The organism is Neorhizobium sp. LjRoot104 (assembly GCF_964253725.1).
Taxonomy (GTDB): domain Bacteria; phylum Pseudomonadota; class Alphaproteobacteria; order Rhizobiales; family Rhizobiaceae; genus Neorhizobium.
In genome coordinates, this window is record NZ_CAXURS020000002.1 from 1,320,293 (window position 1) to 1,341,117 (window position 20,825).

At 60.9% G+C, this 20,825-nt stretch carries 22 protein-coding genes and 1 pseudogene; 3 read left to right on the top strand and 20 right to left on the bottom strand.

What is annotated here, in order from left to right; genetic code table 11:
- Positions 1–45: 45 nt before the first annotated feature.
- Positions 46–324: an HU family DNA-binding protein gene (locus ACSQ8R_RS28345; protein ID WP_436256667.1), complete on the top strand. Its 279-nt coding sequence runs from the start codon at positions 46–48 to the stop codon at positions 322–324.
- Between the two features lie 61 nt (positions 325–385).
- Here the strand turns inward: ACSQ8R_RS28345 and ACSQ8R_RS28350 are convergent, their stop codons facing one another.
- The 11 genes and pseudogenes from ACSQ8R_RS28350 to ACSQ8R_RS28400 form a co-directional block, all read right to left on the bottom strand.
- Positions 386–718, bottom strand: a complete 333-nt coding sequence (locus ACSQ8R_RS28350) for a hypothetical protein (protein WP_436256668.1) — start codon at positions 716–718, stop codon at positions 386–388.
- A gap of 56 nt (positions 719–774) precedes the next feature.
- Positions 775–1,098 (bottom strand): DUF736 domain-containing protein, encoded by a 324-nt coding sequence (locus ACSQ8R_RS28355; protein ID WP_436256669.1) that lies wholly within the window; start codon positions 1,096–1,098, stop codon positions 775–777.
- Between the two features lie 552 nt (positions 1,099–1,650).
- Positions 1,651–2,070 (bottom strand): hypothetical protein, encoded by a 420-nt coding sequence (locus ACSQ8R_RS28360; RefSeq protein ID WP_436256670.1) that lies wholly within the window; start codon positions 2,068–2,070, stop codon positions 1,651–1,653.
- Positions 2,060–2,320 carry a type II toxin-antitoxin system prevent-host-death family antitoxin gene (locus tag ACSQ8R_RS28365; RefSeq protein ID WP_436257299.1) on the bottom strand — a complete coding sequence of 87 codons (261 nt, stop codon included), beginning with the start codon at positions 2,318–2,320 and terminating at the stop codon, positions 2,060–2,062. Before ACSQ8R_RS28365 ends, ACSQ8R_RS28360 begins: the two co-directional genes overlap by 11 nt.
- A gap of 82 nt (positions 2,321–2,402) precedes the next feature.
- Positions 2,403–3,344: a DUF2493 domain-containing protein gene (locus tag ACSQ8R_RS28370; protein ID WP_436256671.1), complete on the bottom strand. Its 942-nt coding sequence runs from the start codon at positions 3,342–3,344 to the stop codon at positions 2,403–2,405.
- A 381-nt stretch (positions 3,345–3,725) separates the two neighbouring features.
- Positions 3,726–4,787, bottom strand: a complete 1,062-nt coding sequence (locus ACSQ8R_RS28375) for a DUF7146 domain-containing protein (RefSeq protein WP_436256672.1) — start codon at positions 4,785–4,787, stop codon at positions 3,726–3,728.
- A gap of 234 nt (positions 4,788–5,021) precedes the next feature.
- Positions 5,022–6,281: pseudogene (locus ACSQ8R_RS28380) on the bottom strand (methylase); the annotation flags it as partial.
- A 132-nt stretch (positions 6,282–6,413) separates the two neighbouring features.
- Complete coding sequence (locus tag ACSQ8R_RS28385) at positions 6,414–6,668, bottom strand: DUF6117 family protein (protein WP_436256673.1); 255 nt, start codon at positions 6,666–6,668, stop codon at positions 6,414–6,416.
- Positions 6,669–6,774: 106 nt separating this feature from the next.
- Positions 6,775–7,965, bottom strand: a complete 1,191-nt coding sequence (locus tag ACSQ8R_RS28390) for a DUF932 domain-containing protein (RefSeq protein ID WP_436256674.1) — start codon at positions 7,963–7,965, stop codon at positions 6,775–6,777.
- 75 nt (positions 7,966–8,040) lie between these two features.
- A complete protein-coding gene (locus ACSQ8R_RS28395) occupies positions 8,041–8,697 on the bottom strand; it encodes a hypothetical protein (RefSeq protein WP_436256675.1) in 657 nt (218 codons plus the stop codon).
- Positions 8,698–8,835: 138 nt separating this feature from the next.
- Complete coding sequence (locus tag ACSQ8R_RS28400) at positions 8,836–10,905, bottom strand: ParB/RepB/Spo0J family partition protein (RefSeq protein WP_436256676.1); 2,070 nt, start codon at positions 10,903–10,905, stop codon at positions 8,836–8,838.
- Between the two features lie 172 nt (positions 10,906–11,077).
- Between ACSQ8R_RS28400 and ACSQ8R_RS28405 the strand changes: the two genes are divergently transcribed.
- On the top strand, positions 11,078–11,293 hold the full coding sequence (locus ACSQ8R_RS28405; protein WP_436256677.1) for a hypothetical protein: 216 nt from the start codon (positions 11,078–11,080) through the stop codon (positions 11,291–11,293).
- 220 nt (positions 11,294–11,513) lie between these two features.
- Here the strand turns inward: ACSQ8R_RS28405 and ACSQ8R_RS28410 are convergent, their stop codons facing one another.
- From ACSQ8R_RS28410 to ACSQ8R_RS28425, 4 genes are all read right to left on the bottom strand, one after another.
- Positions 11,514–12,074: a hypothetical protein gene (locus ACSQ8R_RS28410; protein ID WP_436256678.1), complete on the bottom strand. Its 561-nt coding sequence runs from the start codon at positions 12,072–12,074 to the stop codon at positions 11,514–11,516.
- Positions 12,075–12,206: 132 nt separating this feature from the next.
- Positions 12,207–12,875 (bottom strand): transcriptional regulator, encoded by a 669-nt coding sequence (locus ACSQ8R_RS28415; protein WP_436257300.1) that lies wholly within the window; start codon positions 12,873–12,875, stop codon positions 12,207–12,209.
- A gap of 1,095 nt (positions 12,876–13,970) precedes the next feature.
- A complete protein-coding gene (locus tag ACSQ8R_RS28420) occupies positions 13,971–14,675 on the bottom strand; it encodes an anti-sigma factor (protein WP_436256679.1) in 705 nt (234 codons plus the stop codon).
- Positions 14,672–15,217, bottom strand: coding sequence for a sigma-70 family RNA polymerase sigma factor (locus ACSQ8R_RS28425; protein WP_436257301.1), 546 nt, complete (start codon positions 15,215–15,217; stop codon positions 14,672–14,674). Before ACSQ8R_RS28425 ends, ACSQ8R_RS28420 begins: the two co-directional genes overlap by 4 nt.
- Before the next feature lie 203 nt (positions 15,218–15,420).
- Here ACSQ8R_RS28425 and ACSQ8R_RS28430 point away from each other — a divergent pair, with 203 nt between their 5' ends.
- Complete coding sequence (locus ACSQ8R_RS28430) at positions 15,421–16,209, top strand: DUF4394 domain-containing protein (protein ID WP_436256680.1); 789 nt, start codon at positions 15,421–15,423, stop codon at positions 16,207–16,209.
- A gap of 151 nt (positions 16,210–16,360) precedes the next feature.
- On the opposite strand, the gene ACSQ8R_RS28435 is transcribed toward ACSQ8R_RS28430, so the two are convergent.
- Genes ACSQ8R_RS28435 through ACSQ8R_RS28455 form a run of 5 tightly spaced genes read right to left on the bottom strand, consistent with a single transcriptional unit; the run spans position 16,361 to position 20,645 of the window.
- Positions 16,361–16,795, bottom strand: coding sequence for a DUF2177 family protein (locus ACSQ8R_RS28435; RefSeq protein WP_436257302.1), 435 nt, complete (start codon positions 16,793–16,795; stop codon positions 16,361–16,363).
- 32 nt (positions 16,796–16,827) lie between these two features.
- Positions 16,828–17,199, bottom strand: a complete 372-nt coding sequence (locus ACSQ8R_RS28440; RefSeq protein ID WP_436256681.1) for a DUF2147 domain-containing protein — start codon at positions 17,197–17,199, stop codon at positions 16,828–16,830.
- 20 nt (positions 17,200–17,219) lie between these two features.
- Positions 17,220–18,452 carry a class I SAM-dependent methyltransferase gene (locus ACSQ8R_RS28445; protein WP_436256682.1) on the bottom strand — a complete coding sequence of 411 codons (1,233 nt, stop codon included), beginning with the start codon at positions 18,450–18,452 and terminating at the stop codon, positions 17,220–17,222.
- Positions 18,439–19,275 carry a DUF1365 domain-containing protein gene (locus tag ACSQ8R_RS28450; protein ID WP_436256683.1) on the bottom strand — a complete coding sequence of 279 codons (837 nt, stop codon included), beginning with the start codon at positions 19,273–19,275 and terminating at the stop codon, positions 18,439–18,441. Before ACSQ8R_RS28450 ends, ACSQ8R_RS28445 begins: the two co-directional genes overlap by 14 nt.
- Entirely contained in the window at positions 19,272–20,645 is a 1,374-nt protein-coding gene (locus tag ACSQ8R_RS28455) for an NAD(P)/FAD-dependent oxidoreductase (protein ID WP_436256684.1), read from the bottom strand. Before ACSQ8R_RS28455 ends, ACSQ8R_RS28450 begins: the two co-directional genes overlap by 4 nt.
- Positions 20,646–20,825: the final 180 nt, after the last annotated feature.

The window sequence follows — 20,825 nt, forward strand, 5'->3', positions numbered from 1 at the left end:
TTGGCTGTCAGTGATTGCGATATTGATGCAATACGGAGACCTGATATGCCGACAACGAATGAGATCGCCGACAAGCTTGCCACCGAACATGGCCTGACCAAGGTGCAGGGCAAGGCCGTGGTTGAGGCGGTTATTGCCGCAATCACCGAGGCAGCGGTCGCCGGCAACGAAACCAGCTTGCCCGGCTTCGGAAAGTTCAAGGTGAAGGCGACACCGGAACGCGAGGCTCGCAACCCATCGACTGGTGCAACGATCAAGGTTGCCGCGGCCAAGAAGCTAGCCTTTACGCCGGCGAAGGCACTGAAGGATGCGCTGAACAAGTAATCTTGTCAGCATAAAAAAATAGCCCGGCGCCGTGCCGGGCTATTTTCGTTTTGGCCTTGCGTCAGCGGGCGGATGTCCCGTTGCGAATATCCTGGTTGATCGAGTCGCTGACCGCGTGATGGGCTTCGCGGGCATGGTCGTCCAGCAGCTTGTGAAGAATGCCGGATGCCAAGGGGATGCAGTCGAAACCGAGCGCGATTGCTGCGGTCCGCAGTCGCGAAAGTGTTTCGAACTCCCGGAAGTCCGTACCAAGCCATAGTTCAAGATTCTGGCCATCGGCGTCCGGAAATGCCTGGAGGAGGAGCGTCTGAAGAGGTCTATCGTAGCCAATGGTAGCGTCTGGATCGGCGTGGCGGGATGCGGTCCTGGTGACCGTTATTGTGTAGCGGCTCATGGCGGCCTCCTTTGGAATGAGGGACGCCGGCCCCGATCGCGGGGCCGGCGTCCTGTTCAGGCCGGACTGTTCCAGAGGATGACCTTCTTGCCCGGCTCGCCGCCTGGCGCCGGAGCGACGTTGCCGAAGATCACGCCGATCTCGGGCGCTTCGATCTTGGTGGAGATGTATTCCTCGCCGGTCTGGCGGGAGATGCGGTTCCAGCCTGCGCCGATCTCAAAGCCGGTTCTGCGATGGATGATGCGGTAGTCCGGGGCTTCCTCACTCGCCTTGTTGGAGTTCGGGACGAGGGCGATCGGGGCGTTGACCCGGATGGTGGCGAAGACCCCTTCGAGAGTGCCGTCGGTCTTTTCGGTGAGGGTTGCGATCGTGGTAGCCATGGTGGTGTCTCCTTCGTTGCATCGGGACCATTCCCGACGGCGCCCGAAGAAGGGGCCGCGCCGCAGGCGTCACCGGAGCGAAGCGCAGGGAAACCCCCTTGCGGGGTTGACGCTGATGGCGGCCGGTCCCTTAGAAAGGCGACATAAACCACGGGAATGGTCCTTGATTGCGACGTCAGCAGGAGACCTTGCCGTGGCGGCCGTTTGCTGCCGCGCGAAGTGCCGCGCTCTCGACCTGCGTCGGGGTGTTCGGGTCAACGAACGCTGGCCGTCAACCGGGCGGATGCGACGCGATAGATCAGCACCGTACTGATTCCGGCCTCATCATCAAAGACGGCTTCAGCCGGCGTGACACTCGATTGTCCGCCTCTCTTGACGCAACTGCAGTTCTACGGAGCAGGACCGCGACAGACGCGATTTGAGGGGTGTCGCCTTCGAGTGCGGCAATGCGAGGCATCGAGATCGATCGAAAGGCTCGCGATGTACCGACCAATTGAGCAGAAGCCCAAGAGAGCCGCCCTTGCGGAGGCGCGTTCAGGGAGGCGGCAAGTCTCAATCGAGCCTGTTGACACGACCGGTTCGGCCACGCGCCTCGGCAAACAGCCTGGCGATCTTCATCATGAAGGGCTTGCTGAAGCGGCCGAGGGTGTCCTGATCCGGCTCGATATACCAGGAGCGCTCGACGATATCGTAATTGTATTCATCGACCATGGTCCAGCACTGCTTCAGATCGCTCAAACCCGCGCGCTTGCGCTCGATGTCAGGGATCTCCAGCGCGATGCGACCCGTCTGCGGCGGCTGCGTGGTGATGGCGAGGAGGGCCAGATGGGTATTCCCATCGGCGGCATTTCGAATGGCGATGACGACGCAGACGGGGCGCTGCTTGCGGCCTTCGATCTCACCGCGCTGCTGTTGCCAGGCCCAGAGGTACGGATAAGAGATGACCTCGCCAAGCCGGAATTCATGGCTCATCGTCGTAGCCTTCGCCACGCGCCAGCCGATCGAGCGCCTCGTCGAACAGCGATGCGTGCTCGTCGGGCATTTCGGAGATATGATAGGCGCGGCGCGGATCGCCGCCGGTGCGCATGCGCTCATAGTGCTCGTAGCTCATCAGCACGAAACGCGGCTTCTTGTGCCGGGTGAGCATGACCGGCTCGCGGCTCGCCGCATCGGTGATATCGCCGATCTGTTTGTTCAAATCGCCTGTCGTGAACTGCTTCATCGCAATGGTCTCCGGTACTGTCTCCATATAATCCAATTTTCCCATGTTTTCCATCTTTTACATACTTCAAGGAAAACGGCGCTTACGCGCCATCTCCTGAAGCCTGCCAGACAGCGATGCCGAGCCTACGTGCCTTGTCGGCGAGATTGCCGGTGATGCCGTTTCCGGGAAAGACGATCAATCCGGCCGGCATGACCGAAAGCATCTCGTCATTGCGCCGGAAGGGGGCGGCCTTGCCGTGTTTGGTCCAGTTCGGCTTGAAGCTGATCTGCGTCACCCGACGCGCCTCTGCCCAGCAGGCGGCGATCCGCTCGGCGCCTTTCGGCGAGCCTCCGTGCAGCAGCACCATTTCGGGATGCTTGGCATACGCCTGATCAAGCTTCCCCCAGATGCGCTCATGATCATTGTAGTCCATGCCGCCGGCGAACACGATCTTGGTGCCAGCAGGGATTAGGACTTCGGTTTCGGCGCGCCGGCGAGCGGAGAGGAAGTCCCGGCTATCGATCATCGCCGCGGTCATGTTAGCGTGGTTGACCTTGGAGCCAGTGCGTGGCCGCCAGGACGATCCAGTCTGCGCGCCGAACAGGTCGGCCGCGTAGTCGCGCATGAACTCGAAGCTGTTTCTGCGCTCCAGGAGCGTGACGCCTTCGGCGACGAGGCGTTCGAGTTCGACGCTCTTCACCTCCGAGCCGTCCTGCTCGCGCTGGCCGGTACGCTGCGCGTCCTCGTTGCGGTCTAGCTCGCGCTGGATGCGCTCGCCGGCGCGATGAAAGAGATTGGGGATCGACCAGAACAGCTCTTCGAGATCGGGCTCCAGCCGGGTGTCGCCGAGCATTTCGGCGACGGCATCGAAGATCGCAGTGATCGATGAGCGGACCTGCGGTTCCTCCGGCAATGGCCGTGGGTCGGGATCGTCCTGGAAGGGACGATAGCCGTAGATTTGCATCTCGTAGATGAAGCGGTCGGTCGGGGAGGACGCGTGGTGGGGCTCGAAGCCGTCGTCGGGGTGAAGGATCAGGTCCATGATGGTCTCCGTCGGTTTGGGCCGCGCCTCTCGCGGCCTGACGGCGAACCGGGTCACGCGGGCCGAGGCCGGAACCGCAAGCGGAGCACGGCGGCCCAGCGAAGCGCCGGGCGGGGACAAGAGGGTTTATTGATCCGCGAGGAATGACGGGCCATCGCATTGGCCCGAAAAGTGGGAACCGGTTTTCGGAAGAGCCCATGCGCAAAAATGGCCCGGCAGGGGAAGAAACCCGAGTGACCCGCTGAAGGCCCGGAGGCCCGCGTGGTAGGGGTCGCCTCTCGGCAGGCCCGCGGGCGCGAGACCACACGGAAGCCAACGCCCTGAACCGTCCTTCGCCGAGGCCGCAGCAATCCCGCGCCTGCCCTCTTCCGACAAGCCTCATCAGGGCAGGAAGGCTATCGCATCGTCCGGAGTGAGTTGAGCCCTGAGGCTTGCGGTCAGCCGGTCCGGACCCAGCCAGCGCAGATCCTCGTTGAAGTCCCCGAGCTCGGGCGACAGCACCAGCGGTAGGATCCCGCATTCCTGTGCCCTGCGGCTCAACCCCTCGATCCCGTGGCGGCCGGCGGCATCGGCGTCCGCGGCGATGTAGAGGCGCTGGCATCCCGAGGGGAAGCGAAATGCCGCAAGGTGATTGGCCGTGAGCGCCGCCACAATCGGCATGCCGGGCATCACGTGTGAGAGGGACAGCATGGTTTCGAGGCCCTCGCCTGCCGCCATCACCGGGGCTGCCATCACCGGAATAGTTGAATTCACAGGAAAATGGAAGCGGACGGCATTGCCGAGAAGACCGCCAAGCGCGCGGCGGGGATCGGCTAGCCTGGCCTTGCCGACGCCGTCCGGGTGGGGGCCTGAAGACAAATAGGTGCGGTGGACGCCAGTGATTGCTCCAAAGGCGTCGGTCACGGCCGCGATCAGGGCCGGATAGCTTGTCGTCCGGCCGGTGACGAGATCGCGGTAGTAGCAGGACGGATGGAAGCGTAACGCTGTATGCGCGGATGCCCGCAGGATGCCGCGCTCGCGCAAATACGCGTCTGCCAAAGTGCCGACCAGCGGTACGGTCATCCGAAACAAGCGGCGTGCCCGTTCCACGGCTCGCCTATCGACAGACCGATTGTCATCGCCGTAAGCCCTGCTGGACGATACAGGCTCCGGTCGAGGCAGGTTGAGGAACTGGCGCGCCTCCTCGGCAACGTCCCGGAAGTCGACGAGGCCGCAGCTCTCGCGGACAAGATCGAGCAGATCACCGAACTGGCCGGTCGCAGCATCTGTCCATCGGCCGGCGCGGGGACCGGTAAGATGCACGTAGAGCGACCTGCCCTTGTTGTTGTCGACATCGCCGACGAGCCAGTAGTTGCCGGCCCGGCGGCCGGCGGAGAGATAGTGGCGGCAGACCGCCTCCGCGTCCTGCGCGAGACGGTCCGCCAGTTCGCCGGCGGAGAGCATGGAAGACCTCCGTCATGACCGGCGCGCGACATCGACGAGGCGATGACGCTCAATCAGCTTCGACAGGATCGCCGCACCCTCGTCTGTAACAGGCACGAACAAACGCAGCTTCCAATTGATCATCTCGGAGAACAGGCCGATCGACCGCAGCCAGTCGCGCATGCCATCGGTAAAGCCGATGAGCTCGACGCGGTAGTCGTTCATCACCCGCACCCGCCGCAGCGTCATGCCGCCGGGGATGTGGATCGATTGCAGCCGGTAGGTTTCGTAGATTCCATACGAAGCATCGGTCTCATCCTTCGGCTGAGCGTCGCGCAGCTCGTAGGAGAGTTTGATAACCTCTTCATCGACGCATTCAGGGCGGGCCATTGGTGCAGGCTTCGCCTGCGCGGCGACCGCATGGCGATGCGACGGCGCGGCAACCGCTGCTGGACGCATCGTGTCCGCGCGCAGCATACCGTTGGCGAGCGCTCCAATGGAGTTCGGCGCCGTCGAAGGCTGGCGGGGTGGAAGGCCCGTGATCCAAGTGAGCAGTGTTCCCAGGTCAGTGCCGCTGGACGCCGACAGCTTCGAAGGATCGCCCGCCGGGATCTTGTCGATTACGATCAGACGCGTCTCCATCGTCGCTCCATGACGGGCGTAGACGCTGCCATCGACCGGCGTGGTGAACAACACGGTGCCCTGCCCCTGAAGACGGACGAAAGCGTCGCGCCATGCCGGATTGTCTGGAGAAAGGCTTGCGCCGGTGATCGCGACCAACCGGCCGCCCGGGAGCAGGCGGGCGAATGCGGAGGTCAAATGCCGCCAGGCGGCGTCGGCGACGCGACCTTCCACATGGACGCCAGCCGAGAACGGCGGGTTCATCAGCACCACGGTCGGCCGAACGGAACGACCCAGGTAATCGTCGATATGCGCGGCGTCGTGCTGCGATATCGGAACGGGGAAAAGCTGCTCCAACAGTGCGTGCCGAGCAGCCGCATATTCGTTGAGCGCCAAGCGCGCGCCCGCGAGCTCCGCGAAGATCGCCATGAGGCCGGTTCCGGTCGACGGTTCGAGGATCACATCAGCGGCCGTGATGCGGGCAGCACGCGATGCGACATAGGCAAGAGGGATCGGAGTCGAGAACTGCTGCAGGGCCTGGCTCTCCTCGGATCGGCATGTGTGTGTCGGCAGGAGCCGCGCCAACCTCGTCACCATCGCAAGCGTCGATTGAGGCGACTGGGTTCGGGATACGACCGCGCGGAACTTGCGCAGGAACAGCACTTGGGCGATCTCAGTCGCCTCGTAGGCATCCTTCCAGAGCCAGAGGCCCTCGGCATCGCTGCCTCCGAAAATCGCCGTCATGATTTGCCGAAGATCACCCGCAGTGACGACTTTACCATGCTCCAGAAGCGATGTGACTTGTTCGGCAGCCTTGAGAACTGCCTCAGTGCGGGTTTTGGTCTCAAGACGTGGAGAGGCGGAAACGGTTTGAGGATGTGAGATGATATTCATCGAAGGATGCTCCAAGAGTGAGGAAAGAACGGCCGAGCCCAGCGCCCTGCCGAAGGGGTCGGAGGGGGCGTAATCGGGCAGCCAGAGAGGGATCGGGAATCGCCAGCTAAAACTGTCGGCGATCATCAGTGCTTAGGTTGCCGGGCTAACAATGAAGCCGGTGGGATCGTCGGGATCAGGCGGCAGGTAGGCGTCAAACGGGTTGGCATCGGCAAGATGGCCAAACGGCGTGAAGACGTATTCGCCGTCACTGCGGCCGACGGCGCAAAGCACGTAACGCGGCTCGCGTGTAGATGCATCGAGGCATTCCATAAGAGCAAGATTGCCATCGGCTGCGGCGCGCAGCAGGGTGTCGAAGTTTGCGCGGGCATGATCGGGGATAGCCATTGGGGTGCTCCAGACAAAAAGAGGCCCGGCGCTTGACTGGGCTCTGAGATGACAACGATGGGTTTTGCAGACGCGGCCGGGTCTGAGCCAGGCGCGCGTGAACATGTCAGGCAGCACTTTCGAGCAGCTTCTTGGCTTTGCCTTCGAGTTCGAGGCGCGTGTCCTGATTGGCTTTGGTGCGTGCCAGCGCGGTGATGCCCTGCACGAAATCGAAGATCGATTCCGGCGACCTCCCCTCCTCCGACAGCACCATCTCGATGACCTTACCGGTCTCGGCTTTGGAGAAGCCACGGCGGCGAAGGAAGGTTTCGCGGTCGTCGTCCTTGCGAGCGACGATCCGCTCGCGTGCTGCCTTGATGCCGGCGATGAACGGAGCGGGCGAGGAGTTGGCGAAACTCGTCAACGCAGGTGCCGCCTCATGCGCAAAGCGCTGGGCAGCAAACTTCGAATGGCGGATTGTGATCTCCTCGAAGTTCTCCGTGCCCCACAAGTTGCGATTGGCGCAGACCGCCCGCAGATAGAAGGAGGCGATGCCGAGCGTCTTCGATCCAACCTCCGAGTTCCAGGCGTAGAAGCCACGGAAATAGAGGTCCGGCTCGCCGTTCGGCAGACGTCCGGCTTCGATCGGATGGGTGTCATCGACCAGGAACAGGAAGACGTCACGGTCGCTGGCATAAAGTGTCGTCGTATCCTTGGTGATGTCGACGAACGGGTTGTGGGTCATCGTCGCCCAATCCAGGACACCCGGCACTTTCCACATGGTGTCGCCGGTGCCATTACCGGCGATCTTCATCACCGCCGACACGAGTTCATGGTCCCAGATCCGGCCGTATTCGGGACCGGTCACTGCTCGCAGCTCGACACGGCCGTCATCGAGTTCCAGTGTCTTCACAAGTTCCGCACGATGATTGAGCAGGCCGTGCTGCAGGTTGATCGCTGCCAGCGGCGCCGGCAACTGACGCATATAGGTCGAAGGTGCGCCGATCAGGCTGCAGAGCTGGCCATAGCTCCAATGGGTCGGTGCGATCGACTGACGCTGACCGGGTACGAGAAGCTCGAGCCGCTCGGCATTGTCGCGCGTTGCCTCGACGCGGATCGCAGCGCTTTCGAAGGTTCGGGCATGGGCGCGGTCGGCCCGTGAACGAACGGTATCATAGAGCTCGGTCAGCGACAGGAACCGCTCGTCGTCGGGACGCGAGAACCATTCGGACGAGACACGGCCAATGCGTTCGCCGCGGGAAATGTCGACCTTGAAGCCCGAGGACACGGACCGGGCGTCGGGTGTTAAAGTGTTCATTGGAGTCTCCTGAAAAACAAACGCCCGGCGTGGTGGCCGGGCTGGGTTGGGGGAAGTGAAATGGTTGATAGTCGGTCAGTCTGGATGGATGCGCTGATGCGCTGCCCGGATCGCTGCGAGCGCGGCCTGGAACTCAGCATTGCCGACGACGTCCGAGACATCCATCGTCGTCGCGATGGTGAGGCACGCCGCATGGATATCGTCATCAGTCACAGCCGCCAGCGAGAGCGCGCTGAAACTGTCGTCGACCTCCAGCACGGCGGTGATCGCATTGCGAACCTGATCTTCCTGTAGTCGGGCCAGTATGTGGCTCGCCTTTGGCGGATCCACAGGCCCATCCGGATCCGGCGCGTTGCCAAGGATGGCCTCACCACGGGCAATCTCCCAGGCCGAACGGGCAAGCCAGTCGAGCGACGGAGGCCGCGCCGCATGTGCGTCGTCGAAGAAGATCTTCAAGAGACCGAGCAGGATCTCGAAATGACGTGCACGCCGCTGGACAGCTTCATCGAATTGCGAGGGCACCGAGGCTGACGGTTCGGTATAGGCGCTATGGGAGCCTTCCCAGACGCCGGTGATATGAATCTCGCCGGAGGAATCGAAGTCTTTCTCGGCGAGATCCCAATTGTCGTCGTCGACGGCTGCTCGGCAGGCCGCCTCGAGCGTCGCTGCGGCGTAGGTCCGATGCCGGAAAACCGGCAGGTGATAGGTGGTTTCGATCGTAAAGGCGGGCATTGAAATGCTCCTGAAAATGGAAGCGGCCCGGTCTCCTTTCGGAGCCAGGCCGCAGATTGATCCGAGAAATAGTTACTCGGCCGCATCGAGATGCTGCTCTTCGGCGAGCTCCTCCGTCGGCGCGGGTACGTCGCCGGCTTAGTCGGTCAGGAACGCCGGAAGATCGGGATTGCCGCTCTCGCTGGCATCTCTGTCGGGAATCCCCGCGTTTTCGAACGTCGATTCTTCGATGGAAGCGACATCTGCCCCGAGACGGAGAGGCTCCGGAAGCCAACCACTGCCAGCCATTAACCGTTCGGCCTCGCGGGCCATATCGGCCTTCTTCAGATGGCCGATCAGCTCCGCTGATTGATCACCCTTCGCCTCACGGACCGCCTGGAGAATGTGCGCCTTGGTGACACGGCCGAGATAAGATTCCACTGTCGGCCCCCAGCCCGCCGCGACCATGTCGAAACCAATAGAATGGGCGACCTGGTCCGCATGGGCAATCGCACGTGTGCGCTTGTTCCACGGCTCGGTGACCGCATTGAGCGACAACGAGGTGCAATGGGCAAACAGAACCTGTCGGCTGACGTCGTCGAGCGCGATCAGGAAGGTCCAGAGATCGTCCGGCGATTTCGGGAGATCCTGGCCCCAGGCTTCGTGCCGCTGATCGATTTCCTTGGCCCAGACGGTATCTCCGAGCCCAGGCGTCTGGGTGAACCTGGCGCTCTGAAGCGTCAGTTCCAGGCATGAGTCGGAGCCGTAGAGATAGAAGGTCTTCAGGACGAAGGCGTGCAGCACCGCGATAAACGCGATGACCGGTTCATTGGCAAGCGCATTGCGCAGCGCGACCGTTCGCGTCGCCGTCAGATCCACGACAAGCCGATCGGACAATGGCCTGACAACGTCGTCGTCATCCTCCGCGGGCTCACCAGAGACCGCCTGACCATTCACGGAAATCCCGCCTGCAGACGATGCGGGCATCGGATTGTTGTTGTTGCCGTCCAATCCCGCTGCATCTGCATCGGTTGTTTCGACCGGTGGCTCATCCTCGCTTCTGACGAACCCCCGTTCGATTTTCAGCTCGCCACTGGCAGCAAGCGAGATGAAGGCACCACCGCGGGCAACCTCTTCAGGATCGAAAACGTAGGGCCGATCATTCAGCTCGTCGAGCTCGGCTCCGAGTTCCTCCAAGCGGCGCTCGGTCTCCCCGGAATAGTCCTCGGCTTCGGCATAGTCCGCGTCGAGTTTGTCGTATTCGGTCCTCAACGTGTCATGACGATCGAGTTCCGCCTGGGTCATCTCGGCCTGCTCGCCGTATAAGCGGCGCAGCCCGGATGTATGACCGTAGGGGAAGTCGAAGGCGGCCTCGACCCACTTCCAGCCTTCCTCGGCCTTGAGTGCCTCTGCATCCGTCGTCAATTTCTCGATCACCAATTGCTCGAGCAGCGCCGGATCCTGGAGCCATCCGCCATTGTCCTCATCGAAGAGGTCGCGCATGACCACACCGCCGGCAGCTTCATAAGCCTCGATGCCGACGTAGGCGGCGCGGCGGTCGGTCGCCCGGATTGTCGTCTCGGTCAGGAGCCTGCGGATATAGTAGGGCTCCTGGGCATGAGACCGCAAAACGGTATCCCAGACCTGCTCCTGACGAACATGATCGTTGGTGATCGAGAAGGCCATTACCTGCTGCAGGGTCATCTCGTCGGCCGCGTAAAGATCGAGCAGCCGCGGCGAAACGGAGGCCAATCGCAATCTCTGTCGCACGGTCGCGACCGAGACGAAAAAGCGGGCGGCGATGTCTTCTTCGCTCTGCCCCTGCTCGCGCAAGCTCTGGAATGCCCTGAACTGGTCGAGAGGGTGAAGGTCGACACGCTGCACGTTCTCAGCGAGCGAATCTTCGATCTCCGGCGTTTCGCCGCTGCTCACGATGCAAGGCACGCCGGCGGTTTTCGAAAGCCTTTTCTGGGAGACGAGCAATTCGAGCGCCCGATAGCGCCGGCCGCCGGCCGGAATGCGGTAGATGCCTGTCTCGTTGCCGTCGCCATCGAGCTCGGGGCGGACATTGAGACTGGTCAAAAGTCCCCGGCGCGCGATATCTTCCGCGAGATCCTCGATTGAAATGCCCGCCTTGATCTTGCGGACATTCTGCTGGCTCAAGACGAGCTTGTTGAAGGAAATGTCACGTCCACTGCTGAGCGTGATTTTCTGGATGGCCTGTGCCATGTCGCTTTCTCCGTGACGGACCGGCCGGAGCCTCTCTCCAACCCTCTCAATCCGTCACAGCTCCCCTTCCCTCCTCTTCCTCTCTGCGACCGCTCCGCATGCGAATCCGCCCTTGATCCGCGCCGATCCCTCCCCACATTGCGGCCGTCACTTGTGAAGAGGTCATTCGAGCATGCATCAGTTTCTGGAAACGACCTTTGGGCCCGACGAACTGGAAATTTTGGACGTTGTGCTGGAGGAATGGAGGGCGCAACGCGGTTTGACAAAGGACAATCCGGACGTCGAGCTTGCGGCAGCTGTGATGCTCAACCTGTTTCGCGAAGGAAACCGAACAATCGAAAGGCTGAAGGCAGCTGCGGCCGAGCACAGGGCGTTGTCTGAGCTGTGACGGCGATCAGGCTGGTGAGTTAAACAGACCCCACGGGTCCGGAAATCTAGCGCGGCATCTCAGGCCTAATTGCAGGTCGCAGCGCGATTTATCCATCAATGCGGAGGGAGCTGCGGCCATCCTCGGTCAGTATGAATGTCAGCAGGCGCCGCTATGGGAAAGGCGGCAGTGCGAAAGCCTGTCGAGTGAACAGGGATTGGCCCAGTTGTGAATGACACGTTCAGCGTTCGAACCGCTCCAGCGTGCTCTTCAGTTGTGCATTTTGCAGCCGAAGCTTGCGCGCCAGCTGATCCCGCAGCAGCCTGATCTCTTCATCAAGGCGGATTGCATCGTCAGAAACGGCGGGAACGCCCGGAGAGGATGGCGTAACAGCCTCACCCCCTGCCGCTTTCTTGCCCCGCGTGCTGCGCTTTCGCGCTGCACCGTCGCCAGCCTGGGAGGGTTTCAGTGCGTCGTGTGCGGCCGTACCGGCCTCATCGGACAAGGCCGGATCAGCCGCTTCCGCAAGACTGGCGCCTTCGATATCTGCCGTGCCGTGAAGACCGCTTGCCGTTTCTTCGAAATTATCCGGGGCCGCTGACACCGCGTCGGATTGTTCGCCAGCGACCAGCTGTTCGTCGACCGGAGGCTCCGCGGCGTTCAATCGGTTATCGACAGCCGTTTCAGTCGGCTTGGCAATGGCCAATAGGTCCGGCTTCACGTCATCGGTCGAGCCGTGTTCCTGGCGCTGCTGACGTCGCGGTGGCACCAGCCGAGCAAGAAGTTTCCATGGAGACGCCATTTTGTCGACCTCGTATTCTACTCCGCATGCAGACAGCGGGCAAAGGCGTTGGCGGCAGGACTAACCGCCGCCAATATGTTCGTCTCGATATAGCCTTGAGAATGCGGCCAGCGCTTGGCCGGCCGCGACCTGTCAACCGAGGTTGAGCCGCTTTCGCAGATCCGCATTTTCAGCACGGAGCTTTTCCGCCAGTTGCTTACGCAGTCTTTGGTTTTCCTCTTCCAGCTGGAGAAGATCCGCAAACTCGTCAACTGCCGCCGCCGACGGTGCGGTCGCTGCTTGCACCGCCTTCTGAGCACGTTTGACCCGCGCACGCTTGGTGCTTGTCGAACTTTCGTCAGACTTTGCCTTGCGTCCGCCCTTCGGTTTTCCAACGGCGGCATCCGAAGTCGTTGCCGGTTGGGCCGAAACTGCCACTGAGGCCGTTTCAGGCGCCGCCTTCCTGGCGCGAGGTTTGCGCTCCTTCTTCGGTACATCAAGCACCGTTGCGGCCGGCGTATCAGCATCAGTCATCGTATTGTTTTCGTCGGCCATTTTGGTCTCCTGTAAAGCCGGCACATTTGTCTCCTGCTCAATCGGTAGTGTCAACAATTCCGACGCTTGTTCTTCCCCGGCGAAAGACGTCACCTTGCCGGATTCGCTGCCCGAAGGACTTGCCGGCGGGAATGGCGTCTCCTCGTCCTGCAGATTTCGCGCAACGGACTTGAGATCCATGTCTCCCCAGATCGAGTTCGATTTGGGGGCGGATCTTCGCCGGCCGGGTTTGTATTCTACGGCAAAGCCGCGCTGGACTTTTTTCACTTTAAGAGGCCTTGGGTATTTTCGGTGATGTTTCAGCGACGTCTTTGGCATCGCCTGACAAGTGCTGCAGATAACCAATATCGCGCTGAGGGTCCAGCCCCGGCGATACGCGGGCGCAGCCCAACCGCGCCAAATGGCCTCTGGTTGGCTCTCAAAGGGACCGATTTTCATGATTGTCCGGGGCGTCCCTTTCTCTTTCGAGAGAAAGAAATCGGAGATGTCCATGGATAGTGCGAGGAGTGCGAGGAGTGCGAGGAGTGCGAGGAGTGCGAGGAGTGCGAGGAAATCTATCGATCGCCGATGAAAATCCAGAGCAACAATGGATTTCTACCCCGGCGGCGCCGTATGGGCGACCGGGAGCACGTCGAGCCGTATCGACTTGCCTTCAAAGAAGGGGACGTCAGTCATCCGTGTAAGCCACGTTTAATTTTCCCGAAGTGGCGATTCCAAAGGGTTACCTTGTCGCTCCACGTTTGATGGCGCACTCAAGATCCCCATCAATTTTCACCGTTGTATTCTCAACGATATGCAATAGCAGTGGAGATTTTGGATGAGCAAGACGGATTGGGTGATGTTGGTGGCAGTAGCAATCCCAGTCGTGCCCGCAGTTTTGAAAGAGATCCGGCTGGGGTGGGAAGCTTGGCGAAGATATCGGCGGAGGGGGCCTCAAGAGCGCGCCCGGCAACGTTGATATTAATCCTGGCGCGACGCGGCTGCAGTTACGACGCGGACCCTTCCACTGTGGTTCAATCACTACGCACGGGCGATATGGTGGTATTTTTGAGGGCTTATTTCGTGGTGCGGGCGCTCGCGTTTGCGCAACAGACCCCGCCGTTGGAGATGAACATCTTTCTGCGGGAAAACCTGCCATCAATCTAGCCGTGGCCCGCCCCCGTGCGGGCAGGTCCGCTGTCCGCAGTTGGCAGGAATTTCAAGGCGGTGCAATGGGCAAATCCAACCGGTCGTCGCAACACCTCATACCAGGAGGTGGTTACCGGCCATGAGAACGCCGACAACCGTAACGTATAGCTTCAAAAACCGATGCCGAGTGGTTGATTATATGATTTCGGCTTCAAAAACTCACCCGGATGAATGCTATCGCGGCAACTTCGCCAGGCCCTTCGCCAGGATTGGTCCCGTAGGCCGACCGGTCGGCGATCCGCCGGCCTGTTCCAAAGTGATCTCATAAAGCTGGTCGTTCCTCGGTGTCGGCAATGCGGGACCATCAAGACGTGCCGAGCGCACTCCGTCGATCAGGCCGAGTGATATGGGGCCCATCTCCCGCGACGGCAAAGTCCAGACCTGGATCGTCTTGTCTCTGGGGACCGTGAAGTCGGCCAGGAGGCGGATGGTGGCCTGCTCGTTCCCGAAATCCTCGACGACCGCCTGAACCTCGCCCGCCTCGTTGATCAGGACCGCAACGACAAGCGGCTCGACCGTCCGGGTCACGCTGTAGGCAAAACCAATGGCGAGCACAAAGGTGGCGGCAATGGCGGAAATCGCAGCCGCTCGCCAACCGTTCTTTCGGTTGTCGTTGGCGTTGGCTATTCCGGACGCAGAATTGCTTCGATCCTGCGCAGGCAAGGCTGCTTCGATGCGCTGCCATAGCTCCTCCGTCGCGGCAGCGGGCGACACGCCCGTGTCGAGTGGCAGGAAGCGCTCACGGCTGGCGGCGATTGCCGCTCTCAGATCGGCATCGCGTTCCATGGCAACCTCGATTTCCGCAGCGTCCGCGGCCTCGAGCAGGCCCAGGACATATTCATCGGCAATGCTCAGGATATCCCTGCGGTCATAGGTCATGCCATGCACTCCCGCAAAGCCGAAAGGCCGCGTCGGATCCAGGATTTTGTCGTGCCGAGCGGAATGCGCAGTCGCTCCGCGATCTCGCCGTGCGAATAGCCGCCGACATAGGCCATCAGGATGCCGCGCCGTTTCGTCTCGTCGAGCGCGCCAAGGCAATCGTAGAGGCGGGAATTGCGGTCCAGCTTTTGCCAGGCTGCCATTACCTCATCGGCCTGCTCGCTTTCCCGGATCGTCTCCACCTCCTCGACCGTAAACTCCCGATTGCCGTCACGCAGGAGATTGAGTGCCCGGTTGCGGACAATGGCATATATCCAGCCCCGCGCGGACCCGCGTTCGGCATTGTACTGGTGGGCATGAGTCCAGATACGAATGAATGCGTCCTGCACAACTTCTTCCGCAAGTTCGCGACGCCGGACGATGCGCTCGGCGACCGCGATCAGACGTCCTGCCTCGCGATCGAAGACGGCGCGTAGCGCGTTGCGATCACCGTTGGCGCAAGCAGCGAGTGCCGTATCGAGATCGTCCGGCCCGGAGCCCATCAGCATCAATAATTTCTCCCAATGGCGACCGCGAAAGCAGTCGACTTTGAAAGCTATACCCGCCGAAGGGCCGGATGGATGCATCTCGCATTTATTTTTTCGCGGCCTGCATCCAATGGGGATCGCCGCCGTGTCTTCAACTCAGGAAGCGTCGAGAGCCGAGCGCCAGACGACTTTCAATAGGATCAACTCGGGAGAAAGACATGAAGACCATTGGATTCGCTTTGATCGTTTCGGCAGCCTCGATCGCGATGGCATCGACCGCACTCGCTGCCCCCGTCCTCGCACTCGTTGGCGACAAGACCCTCGTCATGTTTGATACGGAAAATCCGGCCATTTCCAAGAAGATGGATGTGGCCGGCGTCGACAAGCTCATCGGTATCGACTTCCGGCCCGGCAACAAGACCGTGATCGGTATCACCCCGGATCACCGCATGGTCTCGATCAACCTAGAGACGGGCGCAGCTACCGATGTCGCCAAGATGGACAAGATGCTGACCATGACCCAGTCGCCAGTCGTCGCCGACTTCAACCCGATGGCGGATCGCCTTCGCTTCATGACCGGCACGACCAACCACAGAGTCCATCCTGACACGGGCGCTGTCACAGTCGATGGCCTGCTCGCCTTCGAGGAGGGCGACATGCACAAGGGCGAGACCCCGGACATCGTCGCTGCCGCCTATACCAACTCGATCGGCAAGCCGGAAAAGACGGCGATGTACAATATTGACGCGACGATCGGAGCGCTGGTCCAGCAGACCAAGCCGAATGACGGCACGCTGAAGGCGATCGGCAAGCTTGGCCTCAAGGACAAGCCTGCGGCCTATGCTTTCGATATTCAGGGCACGGCGGACGGCAAGAACACCGCCTATCTCGCGGCATCCAAGACACTTTATACGGTCAATCTGGAAACCGGTGCGGCGACGGTGGTCGGGCCGATCACCGGGCTCGACAACGAAATCCGCGACATCGCCGTTCTGCCGGCGATGTAACGCGCGCGGTCGATCGTCCAATCGATGCGGAGTGGAAAGGCCGACGCCCCCAGGGGCACCGGCCTTTCCCATAATTCAATTGCACCAAGTTATATCTTCGGCAGAAGAACCTTGTCGATGACACTGAATGACGCCATTCGACTGCTTGAGGTCATCTGGATATTCCCGAGACGGGACTTTTCGATCCGAACGCGCGCAATGCAATCCAGCAGCCGAATGCGGCAGCCGTCCCGGACAGGATCGTTCCCCAGGCAAGATCGGCAAGGGTGAGCTGTGTGGACCAGTTTTTTAGGGTCGCCTGATTGGTCAGGTCGTAGGTCCCATAGGCCGTAAAGCCGAGGACTGCTCCCGAGAGGGCAGCCTGCCACGGCGAACTCTTTTCCAATCCCGGCCTCACGGCCAGGAACGTCAGGCCGGCTATATAGATCAGATAGAAGACAACGGCAGGCATAAGCCTGAAATCGGCGATCAGCATATCGCCCATGACCGGCTGATAAAGCTTGCTTGCCATCACGCTCAACCAGACGAAGTCGATTGCCACGAAGACGATCAGCGTCGCGATATAGGCCAAAATAACACGCTTCACGCCGACGTTCTTCATTCCGTAATCCTCCTCGCTCACTTGAGCCGTGTCCAATCGATGCCTTTGCACAAAAGGCCGGCCACGATGCACCCTTTGGTGGTCATCTTGTCTCCCTGTACCGTCACTGTAACCTCATAGGTCATGTCACGCTGCGGATCGAAGGCCATACCGAAATAAACGCCGCCAGCGCCCGGCTTTATGCTCATAACGAGTTTGTCGCCCTTCTTTTCCTTAGGTGTGCCCGGCTTGATCCACGTATTGACCACGCAGATATCCGATCCGCATGGCGCGATCTTCACCCTGGCGTTGCCATCTCCGCGCGCCCACTGGCCGCCGATATCGGCGGCATCGGCGAAGGTGAAAGCGGAGAGCGTCGACAGGGCAGCGGCTAACGTCATCTTCATCATGCTCGGATTCCTGCACGTTGTTACGCATGTTCGATCGTGTAGAGGCCAACATCGATGCTTCCTTCTTCGAAGCCGGCCTCGCAGTAGCAGAGGTAATAGTGCCAGAGGCGTTTGAAGCGCTCGTCGAAGCCAATCGCGGCAATCGACGGCCAATGCGCATGAAACCGCGTCCGCCACTCCCGCAGCGTTCTGGCATAGGATTTTCCGAAATGTTCGACTTCCACGAGCTTCAAACCGGCGGTGGCAATCGCGGCCTCAAGCGCGCGGTCAGATGGGAGGAAGCCGCCGGGAAAAACATACTTCTGAATAAAGTCGATGCTGCCGCGATACGCTTCATAGCGGTTTTCCTCGATCGAAATGATCTGCAGGACCGCACGACCGTCGGGTTTCATGCAGCGCTTCAGCGTGTCGAAGTAGTTTGGCCAGTATGCCTCGCCTACAGCCTCGAACATCTCGATCGACACGATGCGATCGAAGCGACCGGTGACATTGCGATAGTCCTGGAGATGCAGATTGACTTTACTCGCCTTGCCTGCTTCCGCCGTCGCATTGCGCGCCCAGACCAGCTGTGCGGGTGACAGCGTAATGCCGGTCACCTGAACATCGGCCTTTGTCGCGAGATCGATAGCCAATGCACCCCAGCCGCAACCGATTTCCAAAATCCGTTCGCCGCCTTTAAGTACCAGTTTCTCGCGAATAAGGTCGAGCCGCTTCTGTTGGGCGGCTTCGAGGCTCGGCGTCGTCTCATCAAAAATCGCCGAGGAATAGAGCATCGATGGATCAAGCCATTCCTTGTAGAAGTCGTTGCCGAGATCGTAATGCGCTTCGATGTTGCGGCGGCTACCGCGTTTTGAATTTGCGTTCAACAGATGGCCTACCCGGTTCATCAAACGCATGAGGACGTTGCCATCGATTGCCGGCGCCAGCACATCGGCATTTTGGGCGGCCAGCCGGATAACCGCGGTCAAATCCGGCGTTGTCCAGTCTTCCTCCAAAAAGCCCTGAGCAAAACCGATATCGCCGGCGGTGAGGAGGCGACGCAGCATGCGCCAGCGGCGCATCACGATAGCCGCATCCATGCCTGGCTCCGACCCGACCGCTTCCACCGCTGCGCCGGATGGCAATACGACCCGCAGGCGGCCATGGCGGAGACCGGCTATAAGGCGCTTCATCAGTCGGCCACCAAAGCCTGGCCTGCCGGCCTCGATATCCATGCACAAGGGGAAGCGCGAGGAATCGTCAAACTGGCTCATTGGTCTCAATCCTCCGGACGGAATGCACGCTTTCGGCTACAGGCGGGCGAATGAAGGAAACCGCTTCTTCGGGCAGATGCGGGCGCGCCCGCAGACGCACGCCCTTCGTCCAGATCTTCAACGCCTCCCAATGAATGCCACCGACCACCCTCAGCGTCAGGAACGGGATAGCCAGAAATGCCCTGAGCAGGGCCATATCCGTCAGTTCGCGGCGCTTTGCCAGATGCCGGGCCGTCAGCACCAGCCCGTCGGCATCAAAGGTGTCGATGCGGATGGAAAGGTGTTTGCCCGGCGCCGCGACCCGAAATTTATAGCGGAGATCCATGTCCATGAAAGGGGAGACGTAAAATGCCTTGTCGCAGCACTGGAAGATCTCCCCGCCGTCGCCCTGGCCTACGACCGGGATCATATAACCGTGGCGCTCGCCAAAGGTATTGTCCACCTCCCAGAGGATCGCCCGCAACGCGCCGTCGCGACCGTGGCAGAAGAATACGCTGAGCGGATTGAAGGCCCAACCGAGCAGCCTCGGCATTGTCAGTAGCCGGATCGGCCCGCCATCCGGTTCGATGCCGGCCGATCGCATCGAACGCTCTACTTGGCCCTTCAGGTCCGAGCCCGAACGATCGCCGCGATCCTTTCGGCGAAACGAAAACAGGTTGAAGCCATCCACCGAAAACAGCCACAACCGTTTGTCGAGCGCATCCAGCTCGTCGAGATCGAGCAGCAGCGAATATATTCTGTAGGACAGCCGGTGTTCCTTCGGCTTCAGCCGCGCATGTGTCACCTGTCCAGGAAACAGGGCCGACTGGAGCGATAGAGTCATGTCAGCGCCTCCAGGTCTATCGGCAGATCAATCGGCCGGATCAGAGGCTTGCGAACGATGCGCCCACTTTCCTGCGCGACCTGCCAGGGGCGCCGCACGCCGCCCAAATCTTCGGCCACCGCCAGCCCGGCCTGGATACCGTCCTCATGGAAGCCGGAGCCGAAATGCGCGCCGCAAAACCAGGTGTTGCGCACGCCCTGCAGCGACCAAACCTCATGCTGCGCCCGATCAGTCCCGAGATCGAACACGGGATGTTCGCAGACCTCCCGGCGGATGACCGTCTCCTCACGCGGTTCGCGACGGGGGTTGAGCGTGACGAATGTCGGCGGCGCATGGCCAAGCGGCTGCAACCGGTTCATCCAGTAGGTGATCGACGGTTGCGTCGGTCCGTCTCTGGTATCGGCGACATAATTCCAGCTCGACCACGCGGCCCGCCGCTTCGGCATCAGGCTGGCGTCGCCATGGAGTACCGCCTCGTTGCGGGAATACCGAAAGGCGCCGAGAATGCGCCGTTCGTCCTCGCTGGCGTCCAGCAGCATGCGCAGCGCCTGATCGGCATGGGTAGCGATCACCACGTCGTCGAAGACATGGCTGTTGCCGTGCGCATCGCGGATCTCCACCTGCCCGGCGTCACGGCGGATCGCTGCAATCGGCGTCGACAGCCTGATCCTGTCAGAAAATCGACGGGTCAGCCGCGCCACATATTCGCGGCTACCGCCCTTGACCGTGCGCCAGATCGGCCGATCCCAAAGTTCAAGCAGTCCATGATTGCAGCAGAATTTCACAAAATTGGCGGCCGGATAGGCGCCGACTTCCATGGTTGGAGTCGACCAGATTGCCGCTGCCATCGGATAAAGGTGATCGTGGCGGAAGGCGCGGCCATAGCCGTTGCGCATCAGGTAGTCATCGAGCGAAATGCCGCCCATCATCGCCAGATCGCGCGGCGCATTGCGATAGAATCGTAGCAGATCGCGTATCATCGACCAGAAGCGCGGGCTGAACGCATTGGTCGGTTGCGCCAGGAGGCCGAGTCCCGTGCCTCCGGAATACTCAAAGGCACCGTCATTCATCGAGACTGCAAACGACATGTTGGAAGCGGCTGTCGGCACCTCCAGTGTCTTGAACAGCGCCGTCAGGTTGGGATAGGTCGCCTCGTTATAGACGATGAAACCGGTATCGACCGCGACCGGGCCGGCTGCGCTTTCGAATTCCACCGTGTTGCTATGACCGCCGATCCGATCAGCGGCCTCGAATACCGTGACGGCGTGGCGCTGCGATAACAGCCAGGCGGCCGACAGCCCTGAAATTCCGCTGCCCACGACTGCGACATTCAGGCGCTTTTCGCCCGAAACCCTCTGATAGAACGTCATAAATTCCTCTCGTCCACCCCGTGTTCGTTGTCGTCTTGTTTCGTTCCACTCAGCACCTACGAGACGTCGTTCTGTTTAGTTTCGCGAGCGACAGAAATTTTTCGATTTTTTTTACGTTCGGGCGAAACTGATCGGGCGCCGGCCCCGTAGTTGATGAAGAGGTTGCATTTGTACTGATCG